Source organism: Streptomyces sp. NPDC087310, assembly GCF_044744405.1.
Lineage (GTDB): Bacteria > Actinomycetota > Actinomycetes > Streptomycetales > Streptomycetaceae > Streptomyces.
The window spans coordinates 694,955-707,962 of record NZ_JBIUYF010000004.1 but is presented as its reverse complement, the minus strand read 5'-3'; the positions used below and the strand labels follow the sequence as shown (position 1 = coordinate 707,962).

Genomic DNA, 13,008 nt, shown 5'->3' with positions numbered 1-13,008 from the left:
TTCACAGAGTCTCATCTCATCGACCGGCGGCTTGGATGCCATTACTCGGCGCCGAGAGCATAACGACCGACCCTTTACGAGAACATTACATTTTCAGCCTCAAGCATTCCGGAACTTCACCCCGGAAGTTTCGCCCTGAAAGTTCCCCTTTTACCACCACCACAGACGGGTCGAAGCAGTCAAGTCACCCCAGCCTCAAGGGACTCCGACCAGGCATCGACCAGTCACCCCTTGAGGGGATATGGCCACACATACAGGCGCGTCAAGTGACCTTGATCACATTGACGTTGTGTAATCATCGAGATATCGTCCGTGATGATCTTTACCAGTTGATTACATTACGGCGGAGGCTCTTTCATGTGCAGACGCCATGCCCGAAAGGTGACTTCGTTGGTCTCGCGCGCTCGAAGATCTGTCATTCTTGGAATGAGCTCCCTTGCGGTACTTGTTGGCGTTCCTTTGGCTTTTGCCTCCGATTCATCCGCGCAGCTCGCGGATGACGGAATTCCGCCCGCGGCGGTCGAGGACTACTCGTACCCCGGCGCTGCGGGTATCGAGGCAAGCAGAGGCATCAAGCTGAAGAAGGGGGACGGACGGATCCTGCTGGCCGACTGTGACCTGTCAGCCAGTCAGATCAGAGTGCTCACCGTCGAGGACCCCTCTGCCGGCAGAGACGAGATCTACTGCTTCCGGGCCACCAGCAAGACGGGCTACCTCACACTGGAACTCCCCAGGGTCTTCGCTCTGGAGACGGTGGACCACCCCATCAGCGCGGACCTCACCGCCGAGGGCAAGACACAGACCGTCGCGGTCCCGAAGGGCGGGTACCAGAGCGTAGGCGAAGGCACCATCGGGGGCGCCCGTTCCGTCCTCGTCGAAATCCGCGTCACCGGATAACCGTCCAGCCCCCGCCCGGCACCGGAAACACGAGGGAACAAGCCGTCGAAGCGGCCGGCAGACGCCTGGCCTTCCATCGCCTCAGCCCGCGCCTCCCCCTCGGCCAGGCCCGGTCCCGGAGAAGCCGGAACCGAGATGCCCGTCTATCGCATGAAGGAACTTCTATGAACAGCAGACGTCCGCGCGCGGCGCGGACCGCCGGCCTCCTCTCGGTAGTTGTCGCCGCGAGCGTTCTCACCGGCCCCTCCGCGCAGGCTCTGGCGGGCGATCCCGCGACGGACGGCGCCCACGGGTTCACCGCAAGGCTGGACATCGGGGGCGTGCGGGCATGTTCGGGCACGCTGATCAACAACCAGTGGCTGATCAGCGCCGCGAGCTGCTTCGTCGACGATCCCACTCAGGCGGCTTCACTCCCCACCGGAGCTCCCGCCCGCAAGTCCACCGCGACCATCGGCCGGACAGATCTCACCGGCACGACGGGCCAGGTGCGCGACATCGTGCACCTCATCCCCCGCCAGGACCGGGACGTGGTTCTGGCCAAGCTCGCGACGCCTGTCCACGGCATCGCCCCCCTACGCCCCGCCACCACCGCACCCGCTCAGGGCGAGACGCTCAAGGGCACCGGGTACGGCCGCACCAAGGACACCTGGATCCCGGACCGCCTGCACGCCGGCACCTTCGCCACCGGAGAGGTCCAGGACACCACCGTCAGCATCGACGGCACCCCCGTCTGCAAAGGCGACACCGGCGCGCCCACCTTCAGGGAGACGGACGGCCGCCTGGAACTGGTCGGTGTCGTCAGCAGATCGTGGCAGGGCGGATGCCTCGGCTCCGAGGAGACCCGCACCGCCGCGCTCGCCGGCCGCGTCGACGACATCCGCGCCTGGATCAGGGAATCCACCGCCTCCACGCTCAACGCCTGGAAGCTACAGATGGTGACCAAGACAACCAGCGGGCTCTACCACACCATCCGCGACAGCAACGGCGACTGGTCCGGCTTCGGCGACGTACAGAAGGCCGCCGGCACCATCGAAGACGTGAAGTTCGCCGCCGACGCCGCGATATCCGGCAAGAACTACGTCTTCGCCCTCGGCGGCGACGGACACCTCTACGAGGCCAACCGCCGTCCCACAGGCGGCTGGGAAGCCTTCCGCGACCTCACCACCGAACTCGGCGCCAAACCAGGACTCACCCGGGTCGCCGTCACCTCCACCGGCAAGGGACTCGCCCTGATCGGCCTCGCCGACGGCCGCATTTACCACGCCGTCCAGGACCCGAATGAGAAATGGTCCAAGTGGGGCGATGTCACCGCCAAACTCGGCACACTCGGCAACGCCACCCAGGTCACCACCTCCCAGACCTCCGGCGGCCAGACCCACGTAGGCGTCGTCGCCGACAAGAAGGCCTACCACGCCATCCGCGATTCGGACGGCACCTGGAGCGAATCCTGGGGCCGCGTCAGCAACCTGGACACCGGACTCGACGCCATCAACGGCATGGCCTTCGCCGGCACCGGAGGCGACCTCCAGATCGCCCTCTCCAGCCCCACCGGCGACATCAAACACGCCATCCGCGCCAACACCGGAAGCTGGGGCACGTTCGGCAACCTCAGCGGAAAGCTCGGCCCCCACCAGCCCTCGGTCAGCGTCGACGCGGCCGCGGTCAACGGCGAGTTCCAAACCGTCATCGTCACCACCGACGGCAGGATCAAACACGCTCTGCGCCACGCTGACGGCACCTGGGACGCCGCCGACGAACCCACCGGATACCCCGGCACACCCACCATGGCTGCCATCACCGGCAGTACAAGCTGAACTTCCCAGCCTCAACGGGGCCCGCGAGAGAACTCTGCTTCGCGGGCCCATGCCGAATTCGACCCACGTGACACGTGACTTCCCCGCCCAAGTAGCCGGCTTCTGCTCAGTACGATCCGTTCCGGGATCGCCGTAGCCTCCGCCAAACCTGGGCGGTTCAGTCGTCATCACAAGTGCCGCTCAAGGCGGGACGGAATGATGTGTGGTGGCACCGCACTCCCGCCATGGACGGACCGGTCGAGGCACGGACGGATCACCCGTGCGAACGAGGGTGCGGGCCAGGTCGAAACGGCGCCCGCTCCAGTCGTTTGTACTCGGAGTGGTAGTCGGCCTCGTCGTTCGCGGTCCGGATCAGGGCCGACAGGTCCGCGGCGGTGGTCTTGTAGCTGCGCCCCCTTCAAGCGGTGAGTGAGGAGGGGGCCAGTTCCGGACGGTCCACGAATCCTGCCGCACCACGAACATGCCGGGCGTCTCTTACCATGCCGGGGATCGCTCTTGGCGGCCGACGCCGCGCCCTTCGCACACGGACACGCCTGCTCGAAGCCGTGCGCGCCCATCGCGGCGAACCGCAGCCCGTTTCGCGTACGCAGCGTCAGCGTACGAGCACGTTCGGTGGACGGTACGCGTTACGGTGTGTAACGATCCCTGGGTCGGAAGCGGTTCGGCGGGCGGGTGGCACGGGAGGTGTCCGGCGGTGGCCTACGAGAACACGGACGGCGGTACGGGGGCGGGTGGCTCGGAACCAGGAGCGTCGGACAGTCTGCGCACCTTCGGCGCGGTCGTCCAGGCTTTACGGGAACACGCGGGCCTGAGCCGCGAGGAGTTCGGCACCCTGGTCCGCTTCTCGAAGCACACGGTCGCCTCGGTCGAGCAGGGCCGCCGTATGCCGGACAGCGACTTCGTGGAACGCGCGGAGGAGGCCCTGGGCAACACGGGGGCGCTGCGGAAGGCGGCGCCGCATCTGTCACGCCAGGCGGGACTGGCGAGTTGGTTCCGGCAGTGGGCGCGGCTGGAGGCGACGGCCATGACCTTGTGGACGTACGAGTGCCGGGTGATTCCCGGACTGCTCCAGACCGAGCGGTACGCCCGCGCCGTGACCGAGAGCGTGCCGCCCGTGAAGGATGAGGAGCAGGTGGCCAAGCAGGTCGCGGCTCGATTGGAGCGCCAGCAACTCTTCGAGCGCAAGCCGCCGATCGCCTTCAGCTTCATCATCGAGCAGTCGCTTGTCGAGCGCGGCACGGGTGGTCCTGACGTGATGCGGGAACTGCTCGACAGCCTCCTGGAGCGGTCGTCGCAGTTCAATGTCGAGTTGCAGATCATGCCACGCCACCAGCCGGATCATGCCGGGTTCGACGGACCGTTGATGCTCCTGGAGTCCCCGGACAACAAGTGGTTCGGGTATGCGGAGGGCCAGCGTGGCGGCATGCTGATCTCGGACCCGAAGGAGGTCAGCATCATGCTCCAGCGGTATGCGAAACTGCGCTCACAGGCTCTCACCTCCGAGGACTCCAAGGGCCTGCTGAAGCAACTGCGAGGAGCGCTATGAGCAGCATCGACGAACGGGCTTGGTTCAAGAGCAGCTACAGCGGTTCCGACGGTGACGCCTGCGTCGAGGTGGCGAAAGACACCCAGGCGATCCACGTCCGGGACTCCAAGGATCGGCGGAGCCCCGAACTCACTCTCTCCTCTATCGCCTGGAGCGACTTCATCACCTACGCCGCCCAGGGGTGAGCCTCACGCCCCGCGCCGGACGAATCCGGTGCGGGGTGCTGCCGTTTCACCGGGCGGGCGGCGTCCACTTGCCCTTGTCAACGGCCTCCTGAAGCCGCGCGGAGAAGTAGACGTGCGCTGCGCGCATCTCCTTCTCGCGGTTCGCCTTGTAGAAGGGGGCGGTGTAACCCTCGGGGGGCTCGTGCCGCTCCTTCTTCTGGAAGGCGAGGAAGTGCTCGTAGTGCTCCTTGGCCTGGCCGAAGCCGTAGGTGTGACGATACCCGGCGATCTTCCGCTCATTGGCGTCGAACCAAGTGACCGCGTCGAACTCCTGCATGATCGGGTAACGGGACTTGTACATGGCCGTTAGAGCATCAGCACTCACTCCGAGCCAGACAGCGACCAGGGCGTCAATCTCCACTAGCGCGGCCCTGCGTGCCCGCTCGTTTCGGAGCGGGGTCGCCCGCCCCCATGTTGGACCGACTTCGTGGAGTGGCTGCATATCCGGCCACTCCACTGCCCACGGTTCGTACCCGGGCCACGTCGGCTCGTACAGCTCCTCCCACAACTCCGCGTAGGCAGAGGTCAAGCAATTAAGCCTCAGCGTTCGAAGTAGCAATGGGGATGCCAGTGGGTGGTTCCCAATCGGGACAGGAAGCCTTCGGGCCTGTGCGACATCAAGGTGCCTGACACGCGTAGTACGGAGCAGATAGTCGACCGGGATACCGGACCAGAATCCCGCCGCAAGAGCAGTGGTTCGGGAGTCGCCCAAGGCGGCACTCCGGATCGCGTGGATGTGAGCGGGCCCCGGGGGAGCAATCACCGCGTACAAGCTCCGCTCGGTATCAGGCGCAATGAACTCCCGCCACGCAACCCGGTAGAACTCCGTATACGGCCTCCGCAGCCGTCGCAGCAGCTCCGCCTGTACCTGCTCCTCGGTGACCTCCGTGGATGCCACCCCGAAGCGCCCAGCCGCCGTGTTCCGCGCCCGCGTCACCTCACGCTCGGACGCCTTGAGCTGGTCCATTGTCCTGCCGTCGCTCCACACGTCCTGTGCGGCCCGGTACACCTCGGGCTTCGCGACGTACACGTATTCGGACTCGGGCACGGCGTCGTCCGCCAGCGTCACCGGGTTGAGGCCCAGAAGTTCGCCTCCACCCTGACTCGGCTGCTTGAACAGGGGGTTGGCCAGGCCGATCTGCGGGCCCTTGAGGATCACCTTGGACCAGTCGGCCGGCCGCCGGACCACGCCCGAAGCATCCGGCTTGTTGTAGTCGATGAGGTCGGCCGCCTTGGCCCCGCTCTCGTGGAAACCGCTGCTGATCTGCGGCTCGTACTCCGCAAGCCGCAGTGGGTAGTCCGCCAGTGCATCGATCGCCTGCGCCTCCGCCGTACTCACCGGCGACAGCAGCCGTGCCTGACGCACGGGCTGTGCCTCGTCGCCGGTCAGCTTCTGCCACCGGGCGAGCATCGTCTCGTCCACCCGGACGATCCGCTTGCGGTGGGGGCGTTCGTCCCAGCTCCCGTTGTACTTGACGCCGGGGTCCGGAGCCGTACCGTCATCCTGATCCGACAAGCGCAACGCGTCCACGGATACGAGCCACGACAGATGGTCGAAGCCGATCTCACCCGCCTGCCCGTAGATGTGTACGCCGAAATGGCTCGCATGACCGACGGGCGGCGGGAAAAAGCGGTTTCCCTGGTTCACGAAGTCACCATGAACACGCAGCCTGGTGTACGCGGCCTCCCGCAGCCGCCCTTCCCTGTCACCGCTGAAGTGCGAGTCCGGGTGGACCAGACCCACGGAGCCGTTCTGGGCCGTGTGCTGCCATGTCTGGCACATGAACGCCCGGTACAGGTCCGGTTGGGTTCCCGTGAGCAGGGGGTACACCGGGCCGGAGCCCAGCATCTCGCCCATGCCGCTCGTCGACGCGAGTTCGGCGAGTAGAAACGCGTGAGCGCGCCGCGACTTCAGCAGTTCGTCACGGCGTCGCGTGCGTTCCGCCTTGGTCGGCTTCTCGGTGAGCATGAACCACGGTTCGTACTCGGCGAGAACGGGGTTCTCCTCCCACCTCGGCCGCACCCACGGCGGGTTCCCCACCTGAAGGTCGAACCCGCCCCCCGGCCCCCGGAACACATGCGCGAAGTGCAGCTCCCAGTGGAAGAAGCCGTGGCCGTCCTCCGCCTTTATGTCCTTCTCGGTCGGACCCGCGATGTCCTCGACCGTGTTCAGCCACGGGTAGCGGAACGGCAGCAGGCTCGCCGGTCGCATGCCGAGGAAGCCCTCCAGAGAGTCCTCCACATCGCCCAGGCGTCCCAGTGCTTCGTCAGGAGTGAGCTTCTCGATGCCCGAGAGCAGGGAGTTCTCGGGCATGTCCGCCGTGCCGAGAACGCCCTCCAGGAAGTCCAGCCAGTCACCGAGACTCTGGAGCGGGATGGTCCTGCGCTCCGGCTCCCGGCCGCCGGCCCTGGGGCCCGGCGAACTCCGCCCGGCCCCGGTCTCCGTACGGGCGCCCGGCAGCCCCGCCACCGGCGACTCGTCCACAAGGGCGCCGCCCAGCCCGTACTCCGGGGCCGTGCCGTCGAGTTCGCCGACCTTGTCCAGCGGCCAGAACCACAGCGCGCACCACGCGTCCATCACGGTCTTCAGCCGCCAGTACGGCGTGCCGTGGCGGGTCAGGTCGTCGAGGACCTTCTGCTTGTCCTGGGCCTCCGAGGACTGCTTCAGCCAGTCCGCGCCCCACACGTCGATCCGGCGGGCGACCGCCCGCTCGGAGAGTTCCAGGCGGGTGGCGACCAGCGACCACAGGAACTCGGCGCGCCGGGCCACGCCCTGCAACCGGCCCAGTTCGGTCTTCTCCGCCGCCTTGTGCCACCGGTCGTAGCGCTTGCGCCGTGCCTCGGCGGTCTCCTCGCCACGCTCCTGGAACGGCTTCGGGCCCTTCGGGGCCTTCTGGGCGCCCTTGCGCCACTGCCCCAGCGCCTTCGCGGCGTCCTCCGCGAGCTTCTTCGCCTCCGGTTCACCGGCGACCGCGCCCCAGCCGATCGCGGGCAGCAGGAACTGGTGCACCGCGCCCTCGGGCAGCGGGCCGTCCCGGAACGGCAGGTCGGTCGGCGGCAGGGTGCCCTTCTTCGCCAGCCACTGGCCGCCGGTGAGGACATCGGCCCGGTAGACCTTGCGGCCCGCGCCGATGAGCGAGTTGCCGCGCCGTAGGTGCAGGCCGAACCAGGGGGCCCGCATGCCCGGGTGCATGGAGTTGAGCCAGAGGGAGACCTCGGCGAGTTCCACCGCCGTGGCGTTGAGGTCGACCCCGTACGCGTTGTGCAGGGCGATGTACGCCTTGGCCTTCTGGAGCTCGATCTGCCGCAGCTCGGGGTCCACCCGGCGGCCCAGTTCCCGTTCGCGCCGGCGCAGGTACTCGGCGGCCACCTGGTCGATGGCCTCGTTGAGGAACGCGCCCGAGCCGAGGGCGGGTTCGCAGATCTTCCACCCCAGGAGCTCCCTGGCCGGGGTGACGGTGTCGTGCTGGTCGAGCCGGTGTCTGAGGGCCAGTTCGACCGTGACCTCGGTGAGGGACTTCGGGGTGTAGTACGAGGCCGAGGTCTGGCGGTCGCGGCCGGCCAGGCGGTAGACGAACGAGCCCCTGGGGTGGACGACCCGCTCCCGGCGGCCGGTCTCCTCGTCCGTGCGCTTGACGAAGACGTCGTCGTCGTAGTCCTGGGCGCGGGAGGCGGGGATCGTCCAGCTTCCGCCCGAGGGGTCGCCGCCCTTGGCGACCTCGTACAGATCCTCCTCGGCGATGGAGCCGGTGTAGGACATCAGGCCCTCGTACACCGCGCCGAGCTGGTTGATGCCGAGCTGGGCGTAGGAGATGAAGCCGCCGCGTTCCTTTCCCCTGCCCTTGGTCAGCATCAGGCGGCGGAGCACCTTGTGCAGGGTCTCGTTGCGCAGCCGGGTGTCCAGGAACGGGCGGCGCTTCTCCCCCTCGCCGCACCGGTGGGCCGGGTTCTCGATCCGGTCGTCCGCGATGAGCCGGACGGCCTCCTTGGTGAACAGCTCGGAGTGCAGGGCCTCGAACCGCAGGCCCGCACTGGTGCTGCGGGCGGCGGCGCGGCGGGCGCGGTCGGCCTCGCGGACGCGCTCGGTGTGCTCGGCCGGGGTGATCGCCCCGGTGGCGAGCAGGTCGGCCGCCTCGCTCTCCGCCTCGGCCGCCTCGCGGGCGGCGGCCTCCGCGGCCAGGTCCTCGGGCTCGGTGCCGTAACGCCGATGGCCGTTCTCGACCTTGTCGAAAAGCAGGTTCAGCGACTCGTAGAGGTGGAAACCGCGCCGGGAGCGCTCGCCGACGAGGTCCCGCAGAACGAGGTCGCCGAGGCGCTGGAGGCCGTAGCCCTGCTCGTACTCGGGGTAGTCGGAGGGCAGGATACCCAGGGCGGGGCTGGCCTCGGCGTACAGGAGGAACAGGATCCGGTACAGGTAGCGCAGCGACTCGCGGCTGAGCTCCTTGGCCAGCCGGGCCGGGTCGTCCAGGTCGGCCGGGGTGACGCCGTTCCCCGGTTCGCGCAGGCGGTCCAGGACCTCGTTGGCGATCCACTCGACGCTCAGGCGCAGGCCCTCGCGCAGTTCGGTGGAGACGCCGACTGCGTGCTTGCCCGACCGGTCGAGGAAGGAGACGAGCGGCGCGGTACCGCCCTCGGTGGGGACGCGCAGCGAGTCGGCGCCGAACAGCGCGGCCAGTGTGTCGAGTTCGCCGCCGTGGCGGTCGTCGCGGCGGTGGAGGGCCGCGTCGAGGTCGGCGGCCAGGTAGCGGCCCTCGGGCCAGGTCAGGCGGTCGGCGAGGACGACGACGCCGCCCACGAGGAGGAGGACGTAGCGCGGGGGTGCGTCGCAGGCGAAGAGGAAGTCGGTGAGGGCCTTGGCGTCTTGGAGGGGGGCCGCCGACGCCTCCAGCTCCACCGGATGGAGGAGGCGGCCCGCGCCGTCCGGGTCGAGGGCGGCGTCGGGCTCGGTGGTCCAGCCGCAGGAGACCGCGTACAGGCCGGGCTCGGCGTGGACGGCCTGGACGGTGTACGCGTGGTCGGCGCGGTGGACGGTGACGGTCTGCTCGTGGGCGTCGGCATAACCGAGGGCACGCAGGGTGTCCAGGTGCAGTTCGGTGAACCGCTTCCGCCAGCCCTCCGGGTGGGGCGCGTCGGGTTCGGCGAGGGCTTCCGCGTCCTCGGCGAGGGCGGCGCGGCCCGCGAAGTAGGGGCCGTGCAGGGCGCGCAGTCCCTCGCGGGGGGTGCGGGCGCGCGGGGGTACGGAGTCGGAGCCGAGCCCTTGGCGCCCGGCCTCGGCGACGGCGTCGGCGTGGCGGCGGCGTTCCTCCTCCTCGAAGGCGGCCCAGCGGACGAGGAGGCCGTCCTTCGCCTTGAGGTCCTTGGGGAGGACTTCGGCGAGGTAGTGGGGCGAGAGGTAGTCACCGTGGTTGACCAGCGAGTCGTACGTCACGTCAGTTCTCCGCCTGGTCGTCGGACGGGTGGGCGCCGGATGCGGTGGTCCCGCCCGGGGGCTCGTCCCCGGGGGCGTCCGGGGCGCCGGGGCGGTCGAGGACGGCCAGGACGCGCAGCAGGGGGCGGCCGGTGGTGTGCAGCTGGTCGAGGAGCCGGGCCAGTTCGTCGGCGGTCTCCTCGACGAGGCGTTCACGGCGGCCCGTGACGCCGGGCAGCAGGGAGTCCGTACGCCACTTGGCGACATGGTCGCGGTAGGCGGCCAGCGGCTCGCTGATCCGCTCCTCCCACTGGGCCCTTCCCTCGTCCAGGTGGTGGCGGGCCGCGGCGACGGCGGCCGGGACGAGGGCCTGGAGCCGGTCCAGGCCGCGTGGGCCGCCCGTGCGGGCCAGTCGCGGGCCGACCTTCGCGTCGCGGAGCGCGTCGGCCATGGGGCGCACTTCGGGTGTCCCCGTGCCGTCGGCGGCGAGCCCGGTCACGGCCATCCAGCGCACCACGGTGGGGCGGCCGAGGGCGTTGGAGTGGATGCCCTGGACGAGGAAGACCGGGCCGTCGACGTGCGGTGTGGTGATGACCGGGGCTTCCTGCCGGCCGAACTCGACGAGGACCTTGTCCGTCAGCCACTCGACCACCGGGTGGATGTCGGTGAGGAAGGAGACGTCGGGCCACATGGTGGTGGAGCTGTCCCTGGCCTCGGTGAGCTTGCGCTGCGCGAGGGGGCGGTCGAAGGTGACCAGCATCCGCTCGGCGACGCGCTGCTCCTTGAGGTAGGAGGGCGGCAGGGCCTTGAGGCGGTGGAGCAGGTCGGGGGCGAGGGCCGGGGAGAGCGAGAAGTAGGCGCCGCCCTTGGCGTCGGTGCCGGAGGACAGGCCGATCGTGTGCTCGGCGCGCTCCTCGTAGACCTCGTCGAGGGCGGTGGAGACGAAGTCGGCCGTGTCGCCCTCGAAGAGCGAGACCAACTCGGCGCGGGCGGGCAGCTCCTGCTCGGTGACCGTGTCCACCTGGCCGAACAGATCGGCGAGGGTGGTGTCGTCGTCGGGGGCGTACTCCAGGAACTCCTCGACGGTGCCGCCCCGGACCAGCTCCCTGATGAGCCGGCGTTCCTCCTCCTCGGCACGGTAGAAACCGGACACGGCCTCGGCCGTGCCGTCCAGTTTGTGCGCCTCCTCCTCACGGCGGAGCAGCTTCTCGGCGACCGTGCCGTCGTCCTTCGCCCCAGGGACGGCCGAGGTGAGGATCAGTGCCCGGAACTGGGGCTCGTACTTCTGGCCGTACCGGTCGATACGGCCGTTGCGCTGCTCGATGCGGATCAGCGACCACGGGATGTCGTAGTGGATCAGATGGTGGCACTGGCGGTGCAGGTTGACGCCCTCGGAGGCGACGTCACCGGTGAACAGCAGCCGGACCGGGGTGTCGGCGAGGCCGAACGCCTCCAGGACCTTGGCCTGTTCGTCGTCGCTGAGACCGCCGTGCATCACGGTCGCCGCCTTCGCCGAGCCGTCGGCTCCGACCGGGAAGCCCAGCCGGGCGGGGACGACCGCGGCCAGCCAGGTCAGCGTGCGGACGCGTTCGGAGAAGACCACGGCCCGGGTGGTGGACCGGGGGCCGACGCCGATCTCCTTCAACTGGTCGACGAGCGCGTCCAGTTTGGCGGAGTCGCCGGGCGCGGTGCCGTCACCCATACCGGCGACGATCTCCCGCAGCCGGGCAAGGGCGGCCTGCTCGGGAGCGATGGCCGGGTCGGGCCGCAGCCCCTTCTCCTCGGCCTTGCGCACCCGCTCGCCGAGCGCGGTGACGCGGTTGGCGACCGTCTCGCCGAGCGCGACGTGGGAGGAGAGGAACGTCTTGAGCAGGTTGTAGGCGAAGACCGGCTCGGCGGCGACCGAGACGGGGTCCTCGCCGGCCGTGCCGAACTCCGTGCTGCGCGGCGCCGCGGGGATCCAGTGCTCGGCCAGCTCGGCGAAGACCCGTTCCTCCGCCTCGGTGGCGGAGCAGTGCAGGGAGACGGTGGGACCGCGGTCGGGCCACTCGGTGCCCATCTCGTCCCGGACCTCGGGGCTGATCTTGGTCCGCCGGATGTAGAGGTGGCCGAGGTCCTCCGCCGGATCGTAGTGGTCGCGGTCGGCGATGGCGGCCGGGTCGAGCAGGGAGATCAGGTCGGCGAAGGACCGCTTGTCACCGTTGTGCGGGGTGGCGCTGGCGAGCAGCAGGGCGTCCGTGCGCGGTGCGAGGATCTCTGCGAGAGCACGGCGCTGGCTGCCCGGGTTGATCAGGTTGTGGGACTCGTCGATGACGACGGCGTCCCACCGGATGCGCTCCAGGTGGTGCCGGTACTGGCCGATGTTCTTGAGCGTGTCCACGGAGATGATCACGCGTTTGTAGTGCGTGAACGGGTTCCGGCCCGCCGGGAGCTCCCGCTGGACGCGCTGGATGCCGAGCGAGTCGAGCCGCACGAGCGGGATCGAGAACCGGGTCCACAGCTCGTGCTGGAACTGTTCCAGGATGCTCTGCGGGGTCACGACCAGGATGCGCTCGCCACGGCCGCGGCGGATGAGCTCCGCGAGGGTCAGGCCGATCTCCAGTGTCTTGCCGAGACCCACGACGTCGGCGATCAGGACCCGCGGGCGGAGGTTGCGCAGGGACAGGGCGAGTTCCGCGGGGCGCTGCTGGTAGACGAGCGGGTCCAGCAGGAAGCGGTCCGCGAGGGCGAGGCCCCGCTCCGACTGGGGCAGCGGCGTCTTGCGCAGCACGGCTTCGAGGAAGAGGCGGCTGCGCCGGAAGTACGAGGAGGTGTCGGGGACCAGGCGGGTCTTCTCCGGGTCGAGAAGTTCCACCGTGTCGATCCCGCTGAAGAAGACGGCTTCCTCGTCCCGGACGAACTCGGAGACGCCGACCGCTTCGATCCGCTCCCCGTCGTGGTCGGTCGTCGTGGTGTTGCGGACGAGCCACTCCTCGTCCCGTACGAGGATCTGCGCCCCCGGCGGGAACCGGGTCCCCTCCTGCGTCACCCCCTGGTCGGTCACCCACGGCCCCTTTCGTCTTCCGTTGGTCGTGCGCTCCCACGACCGCACCTGTACCGCGTATACCGCCTATACCGCGA

At 69.1% G+C, this 13,008-nt stretch carries 6 protein-coding genes; 4 read left to right on the top strand and 2 right to left on the bottom strand.

Features of this window, described 5'->3' with window-relative positions; translation table 11 throughout:
• Positions 1-426: 426 nt before the first annotated feature.
• The 4 genes from ACIO3P_RS18345 to ACIO3P_RS18330 all read left to right on the top strand — a co-directional run bounded on the left by ACIO3P_RS18345 (position 427) and on the right by ACIO3P_RS18330 (position 4,442).
• Positions 427-897, top strand: a complete 471-nt coding sequence (locus tag ACIO3P_RS18345) for a hypothetical protein (protein WP_401851452.1) — start codon at positions 427-429, stop codon at positions 895-897.
• 164 nt (positions 898-1,061) lie between these two features.
• Positions 1,062-2,711 carry a S1 family peptidase gene (locus ACIO3P_RS18340; protein WP_401851453.1) on the top strand — a complete coding sequence of 550 codons (1,650 nt, stop codon included), beginning with the start codon at positions 1,062-1,064 and terminating at the stop codon, positions 2,709-2,711.
• Between the two features lie 694 nt (positions 2,712-3,405).
• Positions 3,406-4,257 carry a helix-turn-helix domain-containing protein gene (locus ACIO3P_RS18335; protein ID WP_401851456.1) on the top strand — a complete coding sequence of 284 codons (852 nt, stop codon included), beginning with the start codon at positions 3,406-3,408 and terminating at the stop codon, positions 4,255-4,257.
• A complete protein-coding gene (locus ACIO3P_RS18330; protein ID WP_401851458.1) occupies positions 4,254-4,442 on the top strand; it encodes a DUF397 domain-containing protein in 189 nt (62 codons plus the stop codon). The genes ACIO3P_RS18335 and ACIO3P_RS18330 overlap by 4 nt, the downstream gene beginning before the upstream one ends.
• Positions 4,443-4,488: 46 nt before the next feature.
• Here the strand turns inward: ACIO3P_RS18330 and ACIO3P_RS18325 are convergent, their stop codons facing one another.
• Together ACIO3P_RS18325 and ACIO3P_RS18320 are read right to left on the bottom strand one after the other, a co-directional pair.
• A complete protein-coding gene (locus tag ACIO3P_RS18325; RefSeq protein ID WP_401851461.1) occupies positions 4,489-9,909 on the bottom strand; it encodes a hypothetical protein in 5,421 nt (1,806 codons plus the stop codon).
• Position 9,910: 1 nt separating this feature from the next.
• The gene (locus ACIO3P_RS18320; RefSeq protein ID WP_401851464.1) at positions 9,911-12,931 is read right to left on the bottom strand and encodes an SNF2-related protein; all 3,021 of its coding nucleotides are present in this window, start codon (positions 12,929-12,931) and stop codon (positions 9,911-9,913) included.
• Positions 12,932-13,008: the final 77 nt, after the last annotated feature.

What these genes read in the sequence shown, in the direction of transcription:
- ACIO3P_RS18345 (WP_401851452.1), top strand. Translation starts at nt 427, where the DNA reads ATGAGCTCCCTTGCGGTACTTGTTGGCGTTCCTTTGGCTTTTGCCTCC.
- ACIO3P_RS18340 (WP_401851453.1), top strand. Translation starts at nt 1,062, where the DNA reads ATGAACAGCAGACGTCCGCGCGCGGCGCGGACCGCCGGCCTCCTCTCG.
- ACIO3P_RS18330 (WP_401851458.1), top strand. Translation starts at nt 4,254, where the DNA reads ATGAGCAGCATCGACGAACGGGCTTGGTTCAAGAGCAGCTACAGCGGT.